Here is a 22956-nt window from a genome sequence, read left to right on the forward strand (position 1 = left end):
GCAGGCATGGACGGCGGGGGTGAATTCAAACGTATAAATTTTGATGTGCTGGCGACAACGTCGCGTTTTATAAACTTGTGGAACACGACGTCATTCCTCGTCCCAGCTTTCTTTGGTATAACCCAGGGCAGTTGCCGCTGCCTGTTCCTCCGGTGTCAATGCGTTCCAGTATTTGTCCTCCGAAGCGGGCTGTTTGGCTTCGCCTTCCCAGCTGGCTTCATTCCATCCCAATACTTTCCACAGATCTTGCTCCGCAGGTGTCATGTCCGTCCAAGCGCAATCTTCCCAAAATTGGAGATCGTCCGTACGCACCATGTTCGGGTCCAGTTTTCCCGAGCTCGCACAACCAAAGAGCAGGGCGACACTCATCAACACAACCATTACAAAAGCAACTCTTGTTTTCATTTTCGTCCTCCTTGTTTTTGGTTATATCAGCCGTCATGGTCTTGCTGCGCTGCAGCATCATGACTTCCGACAGTAATATCGGTGCAAAGCGGTGGAGTTGGCCTGTTCGATGACAACCGTCATCTAATGTTGCGTTCCTATCGTTTTGCAGGCCATGCGCCACTGTCACGCCCTTCAATCAAGGAGCATGAGGCAAAATGGCCGTCACCTACCTGCACCATTTTCGGTTGGCCGGTTCGGCACAACTTGCTGCGTTCCAAACAGCGGGGTTCGAAGCTGCAGCAGCCGATGGTGTCCTCCGGCATGATAGGCACATACCCACGGATGGGAAGCTCGCGTGTCTTGGCCGTCGGGTCGGGCACGGGGACCGCCGAGATCAGAGCCCTTGTATACGGATGACACGGGTGGTTGATGATCGTCTCCGTGGGCCCGACTTCCAGGATTTTTCCCAGATACATGATGGCAATCCTGTCACAAACATAGCGTGCCGTGATCAAATCGTGGGTAATATAGATAAAGGAAATGCCATATTTGTCCCGCATTTTCAGAATAAGATCCAGAATGCCGATTCTGACCGACACATCCAGCATGGATACGGACTCGTCGGCAATCACCAGCTTGGGCTGCAGGATCAGCACCCGTCCGATGCTCACACGCTGCAGCTGTCCACCACTTAAAAGCGCCGGATACTTGTCCCAGTACTCGTCCACCGGATGAAGGCCCACTTCCGCAAGAGTCCGGGTAATGAGCTCGTCTTCGGCGGCCTTGCCGTTTGCCAGACTGTGAATCCGGATGGTCTGCCGCAGGGTTTCCGAAACGGTTCGCCGGGGATTCAGGGAACCGAAAGGGTCCTGAAAAATCATCTGCATTTTTCGGCGATACGGTTTAAAGCTGCTTTTTCCCAGAGCATCCACCCGGGTGTCGTCGAAATATATTTTTCCCCCAGTGGGTTCGACAAGCTTCAGAATCGTGCGGCTCATGGTGGACTTGCCGCAACCGCTCTCCCCCACGAAACCCAGGATCTCGCCCCGGCCCACGTGAAAGCTGATATTGTCCACCGCCCTGATATATGAACCCTCCCTGCCGGCCAGCCTGGACAGCAATCCGCTTCTCAGGGAAAAATACTTTTTCAGGTTTTCTATTCTTAAAATATGATTGGTAGCCATTGTGTCTCTTTATATGTCCTATACGGGATAAAAGGCGCAAACCAGCGACCGCCGGCTGAGCCGGTGGCTTATTAAGGGAGTTATCTGCTGTTAGATCCTGGCCCTCATTTGACCATCTACATATGCCGACAGCTGAGGAAAACCCCTTGAGCCCTTGGGCCCTGGGCCCCTCGAATCCTGTTATTCTATCAAATGACACGCCACGCGCCGGCCCGCCATCTCCCTTGCTTCAGGTTCGGCTTCACTGCACACGTCCATGGCATGGTTGCAGCGCGGTGCAAAACGGCATCCGTCCGGCGGGTCGATCAACCGGGGAGGCGCGCCGGGAATGCTTTTCAACCGCTTCTTTTCACCCTTCAAACTGGGATAAGCGCCGATCAGCGCCTGGCTGTAGGGGTGCATGGGCCGCTGGTACAACTCAACGGTGTCGGCCTCTTCCATAAGTTTGCCGGCATACATGACCGCAACCCTGTCACAGGTTTCCGCCACCACGGAAAGGTCGTGGGAGATAAACACCGATGTCAGGTGCAACTCCTGTTTGAGGTTATTGAGCATACTCAATATTTGCCGCTGCACGATTACATCCAGACCGGTGGTGGGCTCGTCCAATATCAACAGTTTGGGATTGCAGGCCGTTGCAATGGCCACCATGGCCCGTTGTTTCATGCCGCCGCTGAATTCATGGGGATAGCTGTCGACCCTTTTTTCATTGATGCCCACCAGGTTAAGCTGGTTCCGGGCTCTTGCCAGAGCCGCTTTCTTCGTGACCGGCTCATGTTCCACGATCAGCTCCGTAATCTGCCGGCCGATGGTCATCACCGGATTCAGGGCGTTTTGGGCTTCCTGCCTGACAATGGCGATGTGTTTTCCGCGAAGCCGCCGGATCTTTTCGTCGTTCATGCTGACGATATCAGACCCGTTGAAAAGGATTTTTCCTCCAACAATGCGCCCGGGCGGTTTGACAAAACGCATGATGGCCATAGCCATGGTTGTCTTGCCGCAGCCGGACTCTCCGATGAGACCCAGGGTTTGGTTCTTTTCGATCTGTAGACTGACCCCGTCAACCGCTTTGGCCGGCCCGCGGAACGTTAAAAACTGGATTTTTAAATCCTGTACATCGATTAACGCCATTGAATTTTAGAATCCTTTTTTCTCTTTATAGCCGGGCTCCAGGACATCGCTGACCGCTGTTCCGAGAAGACTGAAGCTCACGATAAGGGCCACGATGCTGACGATGGGCGGCAGCACCCACCACATGGAACGGGCAATTACGCCGGATTCGAAGGCATAGTGCAGCATCATGCCCCAACTGATGCTGGTGGGGTCGCCCAGACCGAGGAAGCTCAAAACCGCTTCGGCGTATATGGCTTCGGTGATCATGATCACCGCCTGGGCAAACATCAGGGGAACCACATTGGGCAGAATCTCACCAAACATCAGACGCATGCTGCCGGCCCCGATGCACCGAGATGCCTCCACAAAGGGCCTCTCCTTGAGCGAAAGGACCTGGGATCGAACGACACGTGCCGTGGTAGGCCAGCTCACCAAGCTTACAACCAGGATGATATTCCACATGCTGGGTCCCAGAACAGCCGCCAGAACGATCATCAGGGGCAGCTCCGGCAGCATCATGAAAAAATCCACGATGCGCATGAGCACTTCTTCCAGTATCCTGCCATAAAATCCGGCAATCAGACCCACCAGCGTACCGGACACCACCGTGATAAGGGCGGCCACAAACCCGACGGTCAGTGAAATCCTGGAGCCGAAAATGGTCTGGCTCCAGATATCCCTAGCCAGATCGTCGGTCCCGAACCAAAAATTCGGGGAGGGCGACTGAAGAATGTCTTCGACAGCACCGGTTCGCGCGGGGTCGACCGTTCCCAGAAAAGACGCAAAGACCGCCATGAACAAAAATATCGAAATAACGACAAATCCTGCCAGTCCCATCCTGTGGCTGAAAAGGAGTTTGAAAAATATTCTCAGTTTTTCAAGTTTAATAGTCAACTGATTCATGGCCGCTCCTATCCGCTCACCTTGATCCGGGGGTCGATGTATCCGTAAATCAGATCGATCACCAGATTGGCCAGAACCACGGAAAAGGCAAACAGCAGGAATACGCCCTGCAGCAATGGATAATCGCGATGCGATACGGCGTCATACACCAGCCGCCCCACACCCGGCCAAGAGAAAACTGTCTCGGCCTCGATGACACCGGCCACGGCAAACCCCAGGTTGACACCTGTGATGGTCACCACCGGCAGCAAGGCATTTCGCAGCGCATGATTTTTCAGAATTCTGAATTTTTTGAGTCCCTTGGAGTAGGCCGTGGTAATGTACTCCTGGCCCATGACTTCGATCATCGAGCTTCGGGTGAGCAATACGTATTCTCCCACATACCAGATCACGATGGAAAGGGCCGGCAGGAACAAATGCCATAGAACGTCCCACACCAGCTCGGCGCCTTCATACAGCGACGCCGGTGTAGCGATACCGCCCAGCGGGAAGATGGCGATGTGATAAGCAAACACCAGCAGCAGTATGATTCCCAATGCAAAGGTAGGGATCGAATACATGGTCAGCGACGCTGTCAGGATAAACGTGTCCAGTCTCGTCCCGCTTTTCCAACCGGACAACGCCCCTAGAGCCACACCCAGAAAAACAGCGATTATCAGGGCTGTGACCACCAACAGCAGGGTGGCCGGAATTTTGGCGGCGATCACCTCCAATACGGGCCGCCGGTGTGAAAATGACTGCCCCAGATCCCCCCGGGCCATCCCCTTGACGTAGGCCACGAACTGGCCGCTCAACGGTTTGTCCAAACCGAAGGTCTGCTTCATCTCCTCCAGCTTTTCAGCGCTGACCCGGGGGTCCCGGAACATTATTCGCACCGGGTCTCCGGGGGCCATTCTGAAGATGACGAAGTTGACGCACACGATGGCGACGATGGTCAGGCAGGCCGCCACGACTTTGCGGAGAATGAATCCTTTTAACCCCAATATGAATACCCCTATGATAAGAGACCTCAAAGGCACAAGGAGCACGCAGTGATTTTTCCTGGATTGCCCCCTGCGGCCTTGTGGTCGAAAACACGGTCTACTTTTTCGGTCGGATCTTGAAATAGGTCCAGGCGTTGATCCACGACGAAAAGCCGCCCATGCAGGCCACATGGCCTTCGAACTTGTCTGTGCGGTAAGGATCGATCATGTCCGCTCTAATCAGCAAGGCATAGGGAAGGTCCTCGGCGACGATTTCCTGAAGCTTGAAGGTCAGCGCCTTCCGCTTTTGCGGATCGACCTCCGAATTCATGGCGTCGAGGGTCTTGTCGAACTCGGGATTGTCGTAATAGGACTGATTCCACCCCGAGCCCCCATGGTTGTAGCCCCTGACGAACTCCCAGATCCAGGAACCGTTGGGGCCGGGCTCTTCGCTGGACACGGATATGTCGAACTGGTCGTCGGTGGGGGTGTAGATGAACTGGTAATAGGTATCCAGATCGACTACCTTCAGTTTGATTTCGATACCGATGTCCTTGAGCTGCTCCTTGACCACCTTGGCCAGCTTGACCTCGTCCGGCCAGGCAGATGGAACCAAAAAGTCGAAAGACATGGTTTTTCCGGTCTTTTTATCCGTACGGTAACCGTCGCCGTCGGCATCCACATAGCCGGCCTGTTCCAACATCTGGCGGGCCTTGTCGGCGTTGTGTGTATACTTGGGAAGGTCGGGATTATAGGTGTCCATTTCAGGATAAATGAAGCTGTAAGCCGGCTTGGCATGCCCCAGGTACACCATCTGGATCATGCGGTCGCGGTCGATGGCGTACATGATTGCCTGCCGCACCAGTTTGTCCTGGATAGCGTTTTCCTTGTGAAGATTAAAGGAAAACCACAGCAGGGCAATGCCCGGGGATATTTTCACATCGATATTATCGGCCTTTTTATAATCTTCATAGGATACCGAAGGCGCACCATTGTAGCCGATAAATTCGATATCACCTTTTTTCATGGCCATGCTGATGGCATCCTGACTGCCGTAGCTTTTGAAAACCACTTCATCCACAGCCGGGACGTGCCCCCAGTACTTTTCGTTCTTGACCATCCATATGTACTCACCGCCCTTGAATTTTTTCAGCTTGAAAGGCCCGGAACCGATGCATTTTTTGTTTTCGAATTTGCCCAGTTTTCTCTTGTGGGATTTCCAGATGTGTTCCGGCAGCACCGGCATCCACGAAGCCGGTGGGTACTTGCCGGGCCACTTGGCCGCAAGGGTGAACTCAAGCGTGTAGTCATCGATGATCTTAATCGACGTTTTATCTTCGATATCATTGTCCGGGTAATCCCAGGCCGGGTTGGATTTTGGCAGGTACCACAAAGTAAAAGCCACGTCCCTGGCGGTCACCGGTTTACCGTCATGAAATTTGGCATTCTTCACCAGGTAGAATCGCCAGGTCTGATAGTCATCCGTCTCCCAGCGTTCGACGATCATGGGCAGGGGATCATAATCGGGTGCCGGCCCCATGATCCAGAGCTGGTCGTAAACCAGCGGCCAGAAAACGGCTCCCATCTCGGTGTACTGCATGGCTTCGCCCATCTGAAGGTTCTCAAGCGCTTCTTCAGCCGTAAAACCTACGCTGAGCCGGTATTTTTTTGCATGCACATTTGAAGAAAAGGCGAACAGCAATAAACAGATGCCGATTAGACATACTGCCGCCCACGATCCATTCCGCAGTCTTTCCACCATGTTCGGCCTCCTTTGATTGTGACGTTGAATAAAACATTCTTTCTAATATTGCTGACCATGTCAAACCGGACCGCAATGTCGATTGGCCCGTCTATGGTTAGTCCCAGGCCGTGCCGTAATCGTTTTTTTCTTTTATCAGGTCCACCATTAGGGACGTTTCCGTGGACAACACCCCGTCGATTTTGCTTATCTTGTGAAAAATCAGATCCTGCAGCTCCTTCATGGAGCGCACAGCAAAATCCACATCGATATCGGCTCCGCCCGTGGTCAATGCGATCCAGATCAGTTCGTCGATCTTTGCCAACTCGCCGGTAACGTGATCGGTTTTTTTCAGATCGATGCGGATTTTCAGATTGCCGCAAACCTCGAATCCCAAGTTAATGGGGTTGCCCACCGCCACGACCCGGATAATGCCGCTGTCCAAAATGCGTTTGAGACGCGTTCTCACGGTAGCTTCCGAGGTGCCCAATTTCTGTGCGATGGCAGTGTTGGACATGCGTCCGTCCTTCTGGAGAAGCCGTACCAGCTTGCAGTCCAGACGATCAAGCCGGCCATTGTTTTTGTCGGTTTTTCCCATAGTCAATTATATGGATGGAAAACGATAATAATTTTCTGTATATTTCCGAAATTCGTTGTTATTTAATTTTATATTTGCACCATTCGATGGATTTGTCAAATAATTTCTTGACAAAAAATAGGGCCTGGGATACCCAAATATCATCGGTTGCCGTGCGATTGTTTGGGTGCGCATGGTAACGCCTGAAGGAATACAATGAAAAACCAGTTTAACGACATCGGCAAGTCCACGGCGCACAGGGCATTTATCAATGGTCGTATCTACACGCTCGACCGGAAACAACCCTGGGCGGAATCCGTTGCGGTGAGGGATGGAAGGATTACCTTTGTCGGCAGTTCCTCGGCGTTGGAAGAGACCGTCGGACCTGAAACCGAGGTAGTCGACCTGGACGGGAAGATGATGTTGCCGGGGTTTATCGACAGCCATGCGCATGTCTCCTGGACCACCAACGAGGCCGCCAGTCTGGAGATGTTTCACCTGGATTCATTGGAAGCCTATCTCGAGGCCGTCGGAAATTTTGCCGCCGACCATCCGGAGCACGACGTCATCTACGGCGCTGGATGGCACAACAACCTTTTTCCGCCGTCCGGACCCGTCAAGGAGGACCTGGACACCATTGTTCCGGACCGACCGGTTTGTCTGACGTCCGAAGACGGCCATTTTTCCTGGGTAAATTCCAAGACCATTGCCCGGGCGGGGATTACCCGCGAAACCCCCAACCCCGCCGGCGGTGTCATCGAAAGGGATCCCGGGACCGGAGAACCCAGCGGCACCTTTCGTGAGACCGCCAGGGATCTCGTCCAGAACGTACTGCCGCCGTTTACGGTCGATCAACTCAAGGGCAGTATCCGCAATTTCATGCAGGAAGCCGCCAGGGTCGGCATCACGAGCGTGCACGACCCCCTGTTGATTCTGCCTGAGGCCGCCGGCCAGTTGAACGGATTCGGCGCCGTGCGCAACAACATCCAGGCCTACGCGGAGTTGGCGCGTGACGGAGAACTGACCTTGCGGGTCCGGGGAACGGTGCTGACCGACCCCACCCTCGACGCCGGCCAGGTGCGGGCCATCACGTCCGCCTGCAACCGGAATGCCGACCCCCTGTTTCAGGTTGCCGGGATCAAGGTGTTTGTCGACGGGGTGGTGGAAGGCGGAACCGCCTATCTTCTGGAACCCTATGCGCATATGCCGGAGTCCCGCGGCGAGCCCCTGTGGACGCAGGAAGGCCTGAATCTTTTGTTTGAGGAAGCGGATCGCGACAGGCTGCAAATTCATATCCACGCCATCGGAGACGCGGCTATCCGCATGTCTCTGGATGCACTGGAATATGCGCGTAAAAAAAACGGGAGCCTCCATTCCCGGCACCTGATCACACACCTTCAACTTCTGGATCGGGCCGACATTGCCCGCATGGCGGCCCTGAAGGTGATCGGCGTTCCCCAGCCTTTCTGGCATGTCAAGGGAAGCTATTTTTACGACCTGGAAGTCGCCTATCTGGGTGAGGGCCGCGCCCTGAGGGAATACCCCATGAAGAGCCTGTCCGATGCCGGCATTCTTTTAGCCGGCGCCAGCGACTATCCCGTGCAAGTGCCCAGCCCGCCGCTGCTGGGCATCGCCCTGGGGGTGACACGGTGTGAGCCCGGGGAAACCGACCCCGAGGAAATCCTGGGTCCGGAGGAACGCATGAGCGTCGAGGAGATGATCGCCTGCTTCACCATCAACGGTGCCCGTGCCAACTTCATGGAAAACGAGACCGGTTCCATCGAAGTCGGCAAAAAGGCCGATATGGTTGTGCTGGAAAACAACCTGTTCGATATTCCAGCTGGCACCATCCCTGAGACCAGGGTGCTGATGACGGTTTTTGAAGGCCGGACCGTGCACCGCGCTGCCTCGATATAAAGGATGCGCGTTTAGAAAAAATGTATAAGAACCAAAAAAAAGGAGGAATCCATGACCGCATATAAAAACGAGGTTATAAAAGAAGCGACCAGAATTTTGGATTACATTCTCAAGGAGGAATTGGCGGAAGAAGAAAAGGACCGCATCACTGCCGACTCCATCGAGAACTTCAACGAGCACGTCAACCCGGGTTGGCTGGAATACCGCAAGTCCGTTTCCACGGATGCCGCCTTCGTGGAATGGACGGATTCCCAGGAAACCTTTATGGACACCCATGGAAACGAATTTATCGACTGCCTGGGCGGCTTCGGCGTCTATACCGCCGGACACCGCAATCCTGAAATCCTCAAGGCGGTTCAGGCACAGCTCAGCCGCTACGCCCTGCACAGCCAGGAACTTGTCGATCCGTTACGGGGATATCTGGCCAAGCTTGTCGCCATGTGCACACCGGGAGACCTGCAATACGCCTTTTTCTGCAACGGCGGGGCCGAAGCCGTGGAAATGGCCCTGAAACTGGCACGGCTGGCATCCGGCAAGCACTACTACATTTCCACGGTCAACGGTTTCCACGGCAAATCACTGGGGGCCGTCTCCGCCACCGGGAAGGGCACCTACCGGAAACCGTATATGCCCATCATCCAGGGGGTTCAGCATGTGGAATTCGGCAATGCCGATGCGGCTGAAGCGGCCATCAAGAATCTGATTGCCGTCGGGGAAACCGTGGCCGGTATGATCGTCGAGCCGATTCAGGGTGAGGCCGGCATTGTCCTGCCGCCGGAGGGTTATCTTAAACGGCTCCGGGAAATCTGCGACCAGTACGGCGTGTTTCTGATATTCGACGAGATTCAGACCGGTATGGGGCGCACCGGCACCCTGTGGGCCTGTGAGGGCTATGACGTGGTGCCGGACATCATGACCTTCGGCAAGGCCTTCGGGGGTGGGATCATGCCCATTACCGGCATCATAGCCCGCCCGCACCTGTGGACGGATGAGCTCAAGGAAAACCCCTGGATACTGGGGTCGCCCACATTCGGCGGGAACCCCCTGGCCTGTGCCGCAGCTATTGCCGCCATTAAATTTACGGTTGAAAACGACCTTCCCGCACAGATCAAGGAAAAGGGCGACTATTTCATGGAAAAACTTGTCGCTCTGCAGAAAAAGCACGCCATTCTGGTGGATGTCCGCGGCAAGGGCTTTCTGATCGGCCTCGAATACCCGACCCCGGAGATGGGTTGGGCCGTTTCCAAGGGGCTGTTCAAGAGGGGCGTAATGACCGGCGGAACCCTGAACAACGCCAAGGTCAATCGCATCGAACCCCCCGGAATCTTGAGCTACGAAACCATCGATACGATCATCGAAAAACTGGATGAAACCCTGGCTGAGGTGACCGAAGCATTCAAATAATAATTCTTCCATACGAACAATGTCAGGAAGGATGAAATAAGATTGTTTATTCGCTTTTTAACTGTTCATTAATGGTGAAGGATGGAAGAATTATGAAAAAAACAGTGATCGTCATGGGGACCGGTGCACAGGGCGGCACGATCGCCATGCGCTTGAATGAAGAGCCGAACGTGGAAAAAATTATCTGCGCCGACTATGATCTGGATGCGGCCAAGCGTTATGAAAAGATGCTCGACAAGGCGGTCGCCGTCAAGGTCGACGCCAGCAATCCGAAAGAGATCGTGGCGGCCTCGGAGGGCGCAGAACTCATCGTCAACGGTTTGCCCCCGGACTTCAACGCAGCGGTCATGGAGGCCGCTTTGGCCAGGGGCATGCACTATCAGGATATGGCATCCGGTCCCGTGGCCGATATCGATTTTGTAGGCGCCGTAAAGCGTCAGCTGGCCCTGGATGATAAATTCAAGGCGGCCGGTCTGAGCGCCCTGATCAATACAGGGTCGGCGCCCGGACTGGTGAATGTGATCGCCAGAAACGCCGCCGACAAGCTGGACCAACCCGAAACCATCGACATATACATCTATGACGGTATCTGGACGAACAGGTTTATCCCCTTCTGGTGGTCGCCGGAAACGGCCTTCGGCGATATGGCAGCCGAGCCGATAAGATACGAGAACGGCGAATACAAGAAGGTGCCGCCTTTCAACAACCCGGAAATGATCGACTTCAAAGGTTTGGGCCCCCGCAGGATGGTGGATCACGAGCATGAAGAGCCGGTGACCTTCGGTCTGTTTTTCAAAGGGTTGAAAAGGGCCAATTTCAAATATGGCGGACCTGCCTGCAATATGGCGGAATCCTTTTATAAAATGGGCCTCTTGGGGACGGAACCCGTTGAGGTGAACGGCAGCAAAATTGTTCCCCTAGACCTGGTGTGCCGCCTGACGCCACCGGCGCCCTCGGACCCGGACACCATCCGGGAGGCGCTTTCCGAGGGTATGGCTCTGGAAGAGGGTGCCAGCCTGGTGCGTGTCAAGGGCCAGAAAAACGGACAACCGGTCTGTCTGGACAACTATATCAATGCGCCGGGCTTGACGGAAGCATTCGAAAAATATGGCATAACCCATGAATCCTTTGTAACGGGACAGTCGGCATTTCTTTTCACCAAGCTTTTCGTGAACGCCAAAATAGACATTCGGGGGGTGTTTCCGCCGGAAGTGCTTGAGGTGGATGCCAGGGAATATTATCTGAAAGAGGCTGCCGCCTTGGGTATCACCGTGGATGAGATCGTGGAGACCCGGCTTTACTGATGCCGCACCCCTCGGCCGGCTGGCTTTTACCTTGTTATTGGTTATAGGTCCGAAGATCTATTCTCAAGGAAAGATTGACAGTGATCGGGGCCGGTGGTATATTGATTTGGTATAGTTAGTATTAATAAAATAATTTAAGCGGGTTATTGCGAGATACCCGGTTGCTGCGGTTCAAGAAAAAAGATCTGCGGTGGCGGGGGTTCCGCACAGGAGGTTTGAATGTTTGGAATAGGTATGCCCGAACTGATTATCATCCTTGTCATCATTCTCATCATTTTCGGTGCAGGAAAACTGCCGGAGATCGGCGGTGGAATGGGAAAAGCCATAAAGAATTTCAAAAGCGCTACCACTGAAGCCGAGAGAAAAGAAGCAGAAAAAATCGAAGAGGAAAAAAAAGAAGCCTAATCCCCCATTGCCAAAGCTCTATATAGAAGAATATACAAAAACCCTTGCAGGCAAGTCTGTTTGTATTGCCTGCAGGGAAGGCATCCTCAGAGATCATTTCCAAGACATCATAGCGGATATAAAATTTCTAAACCGGCAGGGGGTCCATACGATCCTCTTCCACAACATGCCCAACCGTTTTTCCAACCAGAAGCATTTTCGAGAACTGTCATCCCGGTTGCCGGAAACCAGAATCGTAAAAGTCCTGCCGGATATCGATTTCTATAACTTTGTTCTCGATTTCGAACCGCATGTGCACAAGCTTATCTTCCTGGAAAGAAAATTTCTGATGGACCATCAGGGCGTTAAAATCAACGCCATCAACACCGGCAGATTCATGGAGGCGTTCGGCGGTTATACCGACTTCATTGCCAACGTCAATTTCAGGGACGCATTGGAAAAGATCTGCCGCAAGATAGACAGCGGCCAATGCGAACGTGCGCACATCCTGCCAGCTGGAAAGCATAGTATCAAACACGAACTGTTCACCATCGAGGGATCCGGAACCCTGATCGCCAACAATTTCGAGGAATCTTTCAGCGTTGTCGCCACTCGGCGCGAAGTCGAGATTATATTCGGCATCCTGAACATGTACAAGCACGAGTCGTATCTAAAACCGCGCAGCCTCGAATATATCCAGGAAAAAAGGGATGCATTCTATGTAACCAAGATCGACGGTATCATCGTGGGGTGTGTCGAAAAAAAGGTCATCGATGACGAAACCGTAGAACTGGGGGCTGTCGCCATTTCTACAAAATTCATCAATCAACGGGTGGGTGTATTCACAATCAACGCATTTATAGATAAAATGGCCGTAGAAGGATACCGGTGTTTTATCTCCCTGACCAGCAATCCCCAGCTGGGAAGATTGTACAAACGAATGGGCTTCAGCAGGGGGCTTTTCCCGCGATACGCTGCAAGGCAGGACCAGTCCCCGGGCGTTACCATGTACGTTAAGGAGATTGGATGAAAGTCGTCAACCGGCTGGACAACAGCGAATTGAAACCAGATCAGATTCTTAGTGTTTATACCGGGCAGGCGTTCGGGCTGGCGGATGATAGCGCATATGAAACCGATCGCTTTGAAGCGTCTGTTCCGGACAGGATCATGCCCCGGGAACTGGTTCTGCACGAGCTCAATCTGCTGCAGATCGGGTTTACATTCTGGGTAAAAATCGACACCGCAACAGGGGGTGGGGCAAAGTGGGTTCCCGCCAGAATCGACGCCTGAAGAAACGGGTTGATTAAAAAAAGATGGCGCATTTTACAGTATAGAATGATGCCGATCTGTCATGGGCAACCCATAGCAGACATCCTGTGATCCGCGCCCTACGGTTTCTTTCTCCACCCCTTCCGGCGCATGCACTCTTTAATCATGCGCTGTTCCTCGGTGTGGTTGTGGAAGGAAAAATCCCGGCCGATGTCATCCCCGTAAATATCGGGGTCCTCCCTTATAATGGCCCTGACCTGCCTTTCGCAATCCCTGTGGTCACTGCCCCATTCAGAGCGCGGTTTGGTGGGGTGGTAGGTCGCGGTAGCGCATGCGGTAACCACGACGGCAAGCGCGAAAATGAGTACAGTTATTTTTTTCATAACCCCTCTCCGGTAATACGACGAGGTTTGGAGATTTCCATTTTACCATTTGGTGCCGGTATAATCCACCTTACTCGTGCGAGAATATTTTTTCAAGAATCACTTTGGTAATCATGTAGGTCGGCTTGACCCCTTCCCTTCCCATGGCACCTGCGGCAAGGGTGTTTCCAGTGGCCAGAGGATTGTCGGAGGCATAGTAGGCGTATCTCAATTTGACTTTGTTGGCGATGTTGCCCTTGATGATCGCGGCGCTGATTGCACGTTGATAATGGCCGCCCTCCATTTCCAGCCCGACCGTCTTCCAGTCCGATTGGAAACGCTCCAGAACGTCCCGGTTCTGGAGTGAGGTTCCCAGGACCGTAACCATCGGACCGATGAAGACATTCACATCCTTGCTGAAGTCCGACCGGGTAAGTTCGTTCTCAAAAATGTAGTTGTCGGAGGTGCCTTCGAACACGTGGGCTGTCGCCAGCATGATGTCGCCTTTTTCTCCTGCCAGGATGCCGGCTTTGCCCATGACGGAAATGGATCTGACATTCATATAGCGGGTTGTGTTGTCGTAGGTGAAAGGGCGCAGGATATTTTCCATTATTTCAAATGCCTGGGCTCCAAAGGCATAGTCCATAACTAGAAGAACAGGTTTTTCCCCGGGCAGTTCAGAGGGATCGAAACCCAATTCCGGGTGCCATTCCAGGCCTTCGAGCATCGCTGTGTCTATCAACTGGCAGTCGACGTGAGTGCCGGAATGATCGGTAAGCTCATACAGGCCGTGGGCTTTGCCTTTGTTGACAACCGCCTGCCGCATATCGCGGATGTGGTAGCAAAAATCATACAGAGGCGTTTCTGCCATATCTGATCGATTTTGTGCCTTGAAGGCGGCATATCCGTATAACAAATTGACCACACTGTGCAGGTTGGCACTGATTATGTGCAGCGGGCGGCCCAAAAGGTTGAGACGCTGCATTTGGGTCTTGATGTCTCCGGCCCACTGAATGCCGTATTTCTGGCGGCCGATGATGTTGATCAGCGAGGGGGTCAGGTAAACAACGACGGCATCGTCCAGGGAAGCGTTTTCTTCATCGATGCGTTTGCCCAGCTGGTATATGGTGGAGAAAAGGCCGTTGTTGCTGCTGTGCTCCTTTTTCACTTTTTCCAGGTAGTCGTATGTTTCGCGTGTTTCCTGATAAGGACGTCCGAGGATGAGGCTGAGGTTCCACAGGGCCTGGTCCCGCCGGTTGCCATCCAACGCTTCGATGACCTCCATGGTTTTCTCCAGCGACCGCCACTCGATGGTCTGCACGTTCGTTTCCGTTTTCATGCGGGTGAAAATTTTTTTTGCTTCGCTGTACAAAAAGGTAAGGTGCGTGAGAATGTCGTAGATCTCACTCAGCCCTCTGGAAATGACGATACAGATTTCGTTGGTGCTGACCCGATAGGCTGTCCTCCGCCTTTTGAAGGGTTCGATCCTTTCGGCTTCGGAATTTTCAAAAGGGTCTTCTTCTGTCAGGATGATCCGGTTGCATTCCTCAATGCCTCTGGGCAGCCGGTCCAGCACGTACTCCAGTCCCTTGAGTTCCACGATCCTGGGATCGTTCATCGATCCGTAAATCTCGGGGCTGAGATTTTTCAAACAGGATTCGAGCTCCCGGCCCAGCTTTCCGGACAAGCGGTAGAATCCGCGCAACGCCAAGGCATCGGTGATGGTCTTGAACTCCCTTATAGCGTGCCGAGCCCTCTGGGAATCGGTCAATTCTTCCATGGCGTGTCTCCCTGTATGATCTGCGTTGGAAGGGTCATCTTTTTTCCATCGTTCCTTTTCAGCTTTTCCAAGGGTAGGGTGCGTGTCAACAGGGACATATCCACCTCGCCTTTCTATCTGGCGGCGTGTGAAAGGGCAGCCCACAACAATTCACCCTCATGGTTGCATAAACAACATGGCAACGTGTATATAATGTTGAGGCTTCTTCAAGGCTTTTGCAATGTTGCGGTCAATATAGGTGATCATTCTGATGAAATCAACCACGGGGTTGACCCTGTGGGGTTTATTGCCTATGTTCTCCTCAACCTTAGGATTCCGTATTGAATTTTTCCGGCGCCAAGCCGCCAGCGGTCCATTCGGATGCAAGCAATGAGGCACCGACAATCGACGTGGCGACAGGAAGGGTCAGCCGGGAGTCAACGAAAGGATGCTGTATGCCGGACACACTCTTTTTGCAGTTTTACAACCAGATCAAGGAGTCTTATTACGATCTTTGCAACGGTTATTCCGATACCTATGACCTCTGCCTGAGCAAGGGTGATTTTTACTGGACCCAACACGAAACGGACCGCAGCAAATGGTATGACGATGCCACTTACGTTGACCGGAAGCTGCCCATCGACAAGGGCAGGATATATATCAGCGCGATTTACAGCAATCACCTCTACCAGGCCTATATTTGGGCCAAGGCATATCCTGAGATTGATTTTGTCGTCGGCGGACCGGTGGCTGCCGAGAGAACGATGGTCAAGGGGGAATGGAACCCGGTGTACGTAGCGGTTGACAAGAATGTCGTCCTTCCTGAAAACCTGACGATTACCGGAAAAAGTCTGGAGGACTGGTTCGGGGTACCGAATTTCAGCGGTAAATGGAAATTGGCCCTGCCGGACGATATCTCATCGAACAGTAGGATCTACTTTTCCTATACCCTGGACAACCGCTGCTATTGGAAAAAATGCATCTACTGCAACATTGCCCTGCACGCCGATGAGGTTTTCCGGGAACGAAAGCGCATCGACTGCGAATTCGCCGACGTCGACCACGCAGGCGTGAAGATCGTTCGTTTGAACACAGGCTCGATTACCCCCAAGTTTTTAAGAGAGGTGCTTCCTGTGCTTCCCAACCGTGACGACCTCGACTACCGCATGTTCATTCGGTCGGGAAGCGTGGAAACCCGTGCCCTGGAATATGCACTGAAACAGCTGGACGGCAACATCCCCAATTTGGTGTTGGGGTTCGGTATGGAGTTCCCCTCCAATCGGATGCTGAAGTATGCCGGCAAAGGCTTCACCACAGGCGAGCTGTTGGAATTTTTACACCTGTCCAAGGCGTATGGCCTGAGAATAAACGCCAACTTCATGCTGGGCTGGAACAACCTGGTCGAAGACGATCTGATCGAGTTGGAAGCCTTCATGGCGGCCATGCCGGAAGATGCCGTAACCACGGCCCAGATCCGGTGGCTGCTGGCCCATCCGTTTGCCCAGGTTCACGATACCTACGAGGGGGAGCCCATCTGGATGGGGCCGTTTTATGAAGGTTTCCGGGTGTCGGTCGACGATGGTCAGAAAGCCCTGAACCGTCAGGCCCTGGAGATCGTTAAAAAGTACAGCCGGGTAAAAAATTTCGAGGTGCAGGGTCTGGTTTCCATCCGGGAGTACATGCAATAATGCAAATTTCAAGGTCGAGGTAGATGCATCCCGTTCTGCGGGCAGCGGAGAATTACAATAAAAAGAAGACCCTGGCGTACAAGTTGAGGCCGATGTAGCTGAAAATAACGTTGCCACGCAGGTCGTTTTCCGGAAAAAGAAGATCGTCGTTTATTTGCGGTTGATTTCGAAGGCGGATCTGATTCCGATTATAATGTAGGTGTATTGTTCGACCTGTGTCAAACACTCCGCTCTTTTTTTTGAGCGACGTCGGCCAGGTGGCGTTTTTGGGCGGGGAGAATGGCCTTGCGCATCCGCAGCGATTTAGGGGTAACTTCCACCAGCTCGTCTTCACGAATGAAACTGATGGCCTGCTCCAGGGTAACCGGTCTGATGGGTGACAAAATGACGTTTTCATCCTTGCCCGCGGCGCGCATGTTGGTCAGTTTCTTTTCCTTGCAGGGATTCACGTTGATGTCCTGGCCGCGGTTGTGCTCTCCGATGATCATGCCCTCGTAGGTTGGGTTGCCGGGCTCCACAAAGAGCCTGCCGCGGGGTTCCAGATTGAACAGGGCATACGGCACGGCATGGCCCTGGCGGTCCGCAACGATGGAGCCGGTAAATCGGCTGGGGCATTCGCCCCTGTGGTCGCCGTAGCCGTCGAACAGTGCGTTCATGATGCCCGTACCGCGCGTGTCCGTCAGGAATTCGTCCCGGTAGCCGATCAGCGCCCTGGCCGGTACGGAAAATTCGATCAGCACGCGGCCGTTGCCGTTGTTGGTCAGGTTGGTCATCTTGCCCTTGCGCAGGGAAAGCTTTTCCGTCACGACGCCGAGGAACTGTTCTTCGCAGTCGACGAATAGTTTTTCCAAAGGTTCCAGCTTGCGTCCGTTTTCATATTTGAAAATGACTTCCGGGCGGCCCACACAAAATTCGTAACCTTCGCGCCGCATGGTTTCGATGAGGATGGCCAACTGAAATTCCCCCCGGCCCTTGACCAGGAGGCTGTCTCTGTCCCCGCCCGCTTCCACCTGGACGGCGACATTCAGAAGCGACTCCTTGTGCAGGCGTTTTCTAAGGCGACTGGACTGGACATATTTTCCCTCTCTACCGCCAAAGGGGGAGTTGTTGATGGTGAACTTCATGGACACCGTGGGTTCGTCCACACTGATCCGGGGGAGCGCTTCGGGTCGTTCACGGTTGCAAATGGTGTCTCCTATGGTGACATTTTCGATGCCTGCGAGCACGACGATATCGCCCGGCTGCACCTCCTCGATGTCCACCAGGCTCATGCCGTTGTATACCTGGAGCTTCGACACCTTCAACGGGGTTACCAGGTCCTTTTCGCCGATGCACACGAGGCTGTCACGGGAACGCGCCTTGCCGTTGAAGACTTTTCCGACAGCCAGACGCCCCACGTAGTCGGAATATCCCAGATCGGATACCCGCATCTGGAAGGGGGCCCCGGGATCGTAGGTCGGTCCCGGTATTTCTTCAATAATGGTGTCGAAGAGCGGGTGGAGATTTTTTCCGCCTTCGATGGGGTCTCGCATGGCGATGCCATCCCGTCCCACCGCGTAAAGCAGGGGAAAGTCGATCTGTTCGTCGGCAGCGTCCAGGTCGATAAGCAGATCGTATATTTCGTCCAGGACTTCTGACGGCCGTGCGTCCTGCCGGTCGATCTTGTTGACGACCACGATAATCTTAAGCCCGGCCTCCAGGGCCTTTTTCAGCACGAAACGCGTCTGGGGAAGGGGTCCCTCGGAGGCGTCCACCAGCAGAATGGCGCCATCCGCCATGGAAAGGGCCCGCTCGACTTCTCCGCCGAAATCGGCATGCCCGGGTGTGTCGATAATGTTGATGCGCACCCCGTTCCAGAAGACGGAGCAATTTTTAGCCGCGATGGTAATACCGCGTTCCCGTTCCAGGTCGAGGGTATCCATGAGCCGTTCTTCCAGGTCCTGGTTTTCCCTGAACATACCACTCTGGCGGAACATGGCATCCACCAGCGTGGTTTTGCCGTGGTCGACGTGGGCGATGATGGCTATATTGCGGAGTCCATTATTTGTAGATCTACTTGGAGTCATTATTCAACCGTGAGGATGTTTCCTTTAACAAGAGGTTTTTGCATGTATTATCTTGTGATGTGCACTCATACACCTTTTGCGACAGTTCGATGAAGGCTTCCAGCAATTCCTCCCTGGTCAAGGTGTCGATGGGTCTTCCATGATAACCGATATCCGCACTGGTTAGTTTTCGCATATTCTTATTCTGCATTATTTTATACTGTTTATTCCATGTTGATGTTTATCTGAGCCGTATGAACCGCATCGTTGTGCAACCGAATTTATCCTCAGGCGCGTTTTTGAAACGGTGAGGTTAAGTTAAGCACGACCGCGGCGAGGTCAAATCGGAACAGCCCCAGACATCAAGACCTGAACCAATGGCTCAGGCCTTTGCTTTGACTCCTGACAGGGGGGGTTAGGCGTTGATTGTTGTCTCCCGTTCTTACACTTGCGCAGAAATCAAGTCCCCATGTTCCAGGAGGCCAGGTATTTTTTCTGCTCCGGCGTGAGGCGGTCGATTTTAGTGCCCACGGCGGCCAGTTTTTCATTGGCGATGGCGGTATCTATCTTTTGCGGCACCGCGTGCACGTCGAGGGGCAGTTGCCCATTCGTTTTAACCATGTGTTCGATGCTCAGCGCCTGGTTGGCGAAACTCATATCCATGACACTGGAGGGATGGCCTTCTGCGGCGGCCAGGTTGATGAGGCGCCCTTCGCCGAGAATATTGATGCGCCGGCCGTCTTCCAGTTGATATTCTTCAACGAATTCCCGTATCATGCGTCTCTTTTTGGCCAGGGTGTCCAAGCCTTCCAGGTCGAGTTCCACGTTGAAATGGCCCGAATTGGAAACGATGGCGCCGTCTTTCATTACCTTGAAGTGCTCTTTGCGGATCACGTTGATGTTGCCTGTGACCGTACAGAAAAAATCTCCCTCTTTGGCGGCTTTTTTGATGGGCATGACAGTGAAGCCGTCCATAACGGCTTCCAGAGCCGCCAGGGAATCCACCTCGGTGACGATTATTTTTGCCCCCATGCCCCTGGCACGCATGGCCAGGCCCCGTCCGCACCAGCCATAGCCGCAAACCACGAAAGTGGATCCGGCGATGAGCCTGTTTGTGGACCGGATGATGCCATCAATGGTGCTTTGGCCGGTCCCGTAACGATTGTCGAAAAAGTGTTTGGTCTGGGCGTCGTTGACCGCAATAATCGGGTATCGCAGGACGCCGTCCGCAGCCATGCTCTTCAAGCGGATGACGCCCGTGGTCGTTTCCTCGGTACCGCCTTCAACAAAGTCGAGCATCTCCGAGCGTTCCGAGTGCAGCGTGGAAACAAGGTCGGCGCCATCGTCCATGGTGAAGTTGGGCTTCTGGTCGATGACGGCATTGATGTGCTTGTAGTAGGTTTTGTTGTTTTCTCCCTTGATGGCAAAAGTGGGAATCTTGTCATTTTTAACCAGGGATGCCGCCACGTCATCCTGGGTGCTCAAGGGGTTGGAGGCGCACAGAAAAACCTGCGCACCGCCGGCTTTCAGTGTCTGCATCAGGGAGGCCGTTTCGGTGGTGACGTGCAGGCACGCTGCCAGCCGTTTGCCCTTTAAAGGTTTCTCTTCGGCAAACCTGGTCTTGATCCGGTTCAGCACCGGCATATTTTGGTTGGCCCATTCGATGCGCAATGCACCCTCTTTGGCGAGTTTTATATCTTTTATATCGTAGTTCATGTTGTTTTTCTCCCGTTTTGATTTTAGCGGTCGTCGGCATGCAGCAGGTTTTCAATAACAGGCCGGCATCCTCTAATGCGTTCAAATGCCGGCTTTCTCCCGCAACGTTTCCGCCATGTTGGTCCGCTCCCATGAAAACTCGGGCTCTGATCTTCCGAAGTGCCCATAAGCGGAGGTTTTGGCATAGATGGGGCGCAGAAGATCAAGGTATTCTATGATGGCCGCAGGGCGCAGATCGAACACCTCCTTGACGATCTCCTTAACGCGGCGTTGGGGCAGTGCACCGGTTCCCATGAGATCCACCATGATGGAAACCGGTTCGGCCACGCCGATGGCGTAGGCAATCTGAATCTCACATTTTTTGGCCAGCCCGGCGGCGACGATATTCTTGGCGATGTGGCGTCCCATGTAAGAGGCGCTCCTGTCGACCTTGGAGGGGTCCTTGCCTGAAAAGCAACCGCCCCCGTGGCTTCCTTGACCGCCATAGGTATCGACAATTATTTTTCGTCCCGTGAGCCCGCAATCGCCCATGGGGCCTCCAACCACGAATTTTCCGGTGGGATTGATGAAATACTTTGTGTCGCCGTCGGTCATTTCCCTGGGAATCGTCTTCTTGATGACCTCTTCGATGACAGCTTCCCTGAGGTCTTCGTAAGAGATGTCCGGTTTGTGCTGGGTGGAGACGATCACCGCGTCGACCCGTTGGGGGGTTCCATTCAGATACTCTATGGTTACCTGGGATTTGCCGTCGGGCCTCAGGAAATCCAGGGCGCCGTTTTTGCGAACGGCGGTCAGCCGCTTGCAGAGTTTGTGGGCGTACATGATCGGCATGGGCATGAGTTCCGGCGTTTCATCGGAGGCGAATCCGAACATGAGGCCCTGGTCGCCGGCCCCCTGATCTTTGTAAAGCCCTTCCCCCACATTGACCCCCTGGGCGATGTCGGGCGACTGGCGGTCGATACTGGTGATCACGGCGCAGGTTTGATAGTCAAAGCCCATCCGCGACGAGCTGTAGCCGATACTTTGTATGGTTTCCCGCACGATCTGGGGGATGTCCACATAGCATTCCGTTGTGATTTCACCGGCGATAAACGCCATGCCGGTGGTGACCATGGTTTCACAGGCAACCCGGCACCGTTTATCCTGAGCCATGATGGCATCCAGAACGGAATCGGAAATGGCATCCGCCACTTTGTCCGGATGCCCTTCGGTAACGGACTCGGACGTGAAGAAATAGCTCTCTTTTTCCATAAGTACTCTCCTTGCCGCTGGTTGTTCAGCCCCGGGAGGCAGAATTTTCTGCCGTACCATCCAGCAGAACAAAAAAAAATAGTTAAAGAATAAGGGATTGTCAATGATAATAAAAAATATGGGCCTATCTACCATATTGAGGCACGGGCATTGGCCGGCGAATACAGCGAACCTTTTTTTGGTAGATAGTATCGAAAAAATATGCTGGGCCGGGGTGTGGACGCGGGGCAGGCTGGACGCGAACCACGGCCGGAAGGCGGGCGCTTCTCGTTTTCAGACGGACTCCCGTGCAGCCGGCGGCGTAAACCTCAGTTGTTTACGAGGTCACAGATCATTTTGCAGGCTTGCTCCAGGGTGAAGCGGTTCATGTTGAGAACCAGGTGATAAAGCGCCGGGTTGTCGTAGTCTTTTTTCCCGAGCCTGCTGTAGAGGCTGAAACGGCGTTTTTCCTCATTGTTGACAACCCTGGCAGCCTGTTTCTCGGATACGTCATAATGGTCGACGATGAACTTGATGCGGTGCTGGAGTTCATCGATCAACAATACATGGTAGGCATCGGGGTGGTCGTTCAAAATGTACTGACTCCCCCTTCCGAGCAAAACCACATCGCCCTCATCGGCCATTTTAGCGATGATCAAAACCAGGTAATCGAGATAGATTCGTTCATCCAGATACCCGCGTTCATCCTTCAGGATGCGGTCAATCCACCGTTGGGACACCATGCTGGAAATGACGCGGGAAAGTTTCGTACCGGCTTCTTTTTCGAACGATTCGACCCACTGGGGGGACACGTTGGCTTCCTGGGCGATTTGCTGAATGATATCGCTGTCAGCAAAGGTGTAATCCAATTCGTTGGCAATCATTTTACCAAGGGTTTTTCCCCCTGCCCCGAATTGCCTGGATATGGTAATTACGGCCATGGCTGTCTCCTTGTCACTTCACTTTCCGGATTTGGATTAAACCTCAAATCTGAGGTAAACACGCTATTCA

21 protein-coding genes are annotated in these 22956 nt (G+C 53.5%); 7 read left to right on the forward strand and 14 right to left on the reverse strand.

Going from position 1 to position 22956, the window contains the following annotated elements; genetic code table 11:
* Window positions 1-90: 90 nt before the first annotated feature.
* The 7 genes from LJE94_04360 to LJE94_04390 all read right to left on the reverse strand — a co-directional run bounded on the left by LJE94_04360 (window position 91) and on the right by LJE94_04390 (window position 6888).
* Entirely contained in the window at window positions 91-405 is a 315-nt protein-coding gene (locus LJE94_04360; protein ID MCG6909340.1) for a hypothetical protein, read from the reverse strand.
* 137 nt (window positions 406-542) lie between these two features.
* Window positions 543-1571, reverse strand: a complete 1029-nt coding sequence (locus LJE94_04365; protein ID MCG6909341.1) for an ATP-binding cassette domain-containing protein — start codon at window positions 1569-1571, stop codon at window positions 543-545.
* Window positions 1572-1751: 180 nt separating this feature from the next.
* Window positions 1752-2702 (reverse strand): ABC transporter ATP-binding protein, encoded by a 951-nt coding sequence (locus LJE94_04370; GenBank protein ID MCG6909342.1) that lies wholly within the window; start codon window positions 2700-2702, stop codon window positions 1752-1754.
* A gap of 6 nt (window positions 2703-2708) precedes the next feature.
* Window positions 2709-3587 (reverse strand): ABC transporter permease, encoded by an 879-nt coding sequence (locus LJE94_04375; protein MCG6909343.1) that lies wholly within the window; start codon window positions 3585-3587, stop codon window positions 2709-2711.
* 8 nt (window positions 3588-3595) lie between these two features.
* On the reverse strand, window positions 3596-4570 hold the full coding sequence (locus LJE94_04380) for an ABC transporter permease (GenBank protein ID MCG6909344.1): 975 nt from the start codon (window positions 4568-4570) through the stop codon (window positions 3596-3598).
* A 97-nt stretch (window positions 4571-4667) separates the two neighbouring features.
* Complete coding sequence (locus tag LJE94_04385; protein ID MCG6909345.1) at window positions 4668-6311, reverse strand: peptide ABC transporter substrate-binding protein; 1644 nt, start codon at window positions 6309-6311, stop codon at window positions 4668-4670.
* Between the two features lie 97 nt (window positions 6312-6408).
* The gene (locus LJE94_04390) at window positions 6409-6888 is read right to left on the reverse strand and encodes an Lrp/AsnC family transcriptional regulator (GenBank protein MCG6909346.1); all 480 of its coding nucleotides are present in this window, start codon (window positions 6886-6888) and stop codon (window positions 6409-6411) included.
* Between the two features lie 195 nt (window positions 6889-7083).
* Here LJE94_04390 and LJE94_04395 point away from each other — a divergent pair, with 195 nt between their 5' ends.
* The 6 genes from LJE94_04395 to LJE94_04420 all read left to right on the forward strand — a co-directional run bounded on the left by LJE94_04395 (window position 7084) and on the right by LJE94_04420 (window position 13166).
* Complete coding sequence (locus LJE94_04395) at window positions 7084-8784, forward strand: amidohydrolase (GenBank protein MCG6909347.1); 1701 nt, start codon at window positions 7084-7086, stop codon at window positions 8782-8784.
* Between the two features lie 51 nt (window positions 8785-8835).
* The gene (locus LJE94_04400) at window positions 8836-10188 is read left to right on the forward strand and encodes a putrescine aminotransferase (protein MCG6909348.1); all 1353 of its coding nucleotides are present in this window, start codon (window positions 8836-8838) and stop codon (window positions 10186-10188) included.
* Window positions 10189-10280: 92 nt separating this feature from the next.
* On the forward strand, window positions 10281-11492 hold the full coding sequence (locus LJE94_04405; protein MCG6909349.1) for a saccharopine dehydrogenase NADP-binding domain-containing protein: 1212 nt from the start codon (window positions 10281-10283) through the stop codon (window positions 11490-11492).
* Between the two features lie 219 nt (window positions 11493-11711).
* Window positions 11712-11897, forward strand: coding sequence for a twin-arginine translocase TatA/TatE family subunit (gene tatA / locus LJE94_04410; protein ID MCG6909350.1), 186 nt, complete (start codon window positions 11712-11714; stop codon window positions 11895-11897).
* A 7-nt stretch (window positions 11898-11904) separates the two neighbouring features.
* The gene (locus LJE94_04415) at window positions 11905-12906 is read left to right on the forward strand and encodes a hypothetical protein (GenBank protein MCG6909351.1); all 1002 of its coding nucleotides are present in this window, start codon (window positions 11905-11907) and stop codon (window positions 12904-12906) included.
* Complete coding sequence (locus LJE94_04420; protein MCG6909352.1) at window positions 12903-13166, forward strand: hypothetical protein; 264 nt, start codon at window positions 12903-12905, stop codon at window positions 13164-13166. The genes LJE94_04415 and LJE94_04420 overlap by 4 nt, the downstream gene beginning before the upstream one ends.
* Window positions 13167-13264: 98 nt before the next feature.
* Here the strand turns inward: LJE94_04420 and LJE94_04425 are convergent, their stop codons facing one another.
* Together LJE94_04425 and LJE94_04430 are read right to left on the reverse strand one after the other, a co-directional pair.
* Window positions 13265-13528 (reverse strand): hypothetical protein, encoded by a 264-nt coding sequence (locus LJE94_04425; GenBank protein MCG6909353.1) that lies wholly within the window; start codon window positions 13526-13528, stop codon window positions 13265-13267.
* A gap of 70 nt (window positions 13529-13598) precedes the next feature.
* On the reverse strand, window positions 13599-15287 hold the full coding sequence (locus LJE94_04430) for a hypothetical protein (GenBank protein ID MCG6909354.1): 1689 nt from the start codon (window positions 15285-15287) through the stop codon (window positions 13599-13601).
* A gap of 434 nt (window positions 15288-15721) precedes the next feature.
* Here LJE94_04430 and LJE94_04435 point away from each other — a divergent pair, with 434 nt between their 5' ends.
* Entirely contained in the window at window positions 15722-16954 is a 1233-nt protein-coding gene (locus LJE94_04435; GenBank protein MCG6909355.1) for a hypothetical protein, read from the forward strand.
* Window positions 16955-17172: 218 nt separating this feature from the next.
* Here the strand turns inward: LJE94_04435 and typA are convergent, their stop codons facing one another.
* The 5 genes from typA to LJE94_04460 all read right to left on the reverse strand — a co-directional run bounded on the left by typA (window position 17173) and on the right by LJE94_04460 (window position 22886).
* Window positions 17173-19020, reverse strand: coding sequence for a translational GTPase TypA (gene typA, locus LJE94_04440; GenBank protein MCG6909356.1), 1848 nt, complete (start codon window positions 19018-19020; stop codon window positions 17173-17175).
* Window positions 19007-19195: a hypothetical protein gene (locus LJE94_04445; protein MCG6909357.1), complete on the reverse strand. Its 189-nt coding sequence runs from the start codon at window positions 19193-19195 to the stop codon at window positions 19007-19009. Before LJE94_04445 ends, typA begins: the two co-directional genes overlap by 14 nt.
* A 263-nt stretch (window positions 19196-19458) precedes the next feature.
* Complete coding sequence (gene ahcY / locus LJE94_04450) at window positions 19459-20715, reverse strand: adenosylhomocysteinase (protein MCG6909358.1); 1257 nt, start codon at window positions 20713-20715, stop codon at window positions 19459-19461.
* 81 nt (window positions 20716-20796) lie between these two features.
* A complete protein-coding gene (gene metK / locus LJE94_04455; protein ID MCG6909359.1) occupies window positions 20797-21966 on the reverse strand; it encodes a methionine adenosyltransferase in 1170 nt (389 codons plus the stop codon).
* 308 nt (window positions 21967-22274) lie between these two features.
* Window positions 22275-22886: a cytidylate kinase-like family protein gene (locus LJE94_04460; protein ID MCG6909360.1), complete on the reverse strand. Its 612-nt coding sequence runs from the start codon at window positions 22884-22886 to the stop codon at window positions 22275-22277.
* Window positions 22887-22956 lie beyond the last annotated feature (70 nt).

The organism is Deltaproteobacteria bacterium (genome assembly GCA_022340465.1).
Taxonomy (GTDB): domain Bacteria; phylum Desulfobacterota; class Desulfobacteria; order Desulfobacterales; family B30-G6; genus JAJDNW01.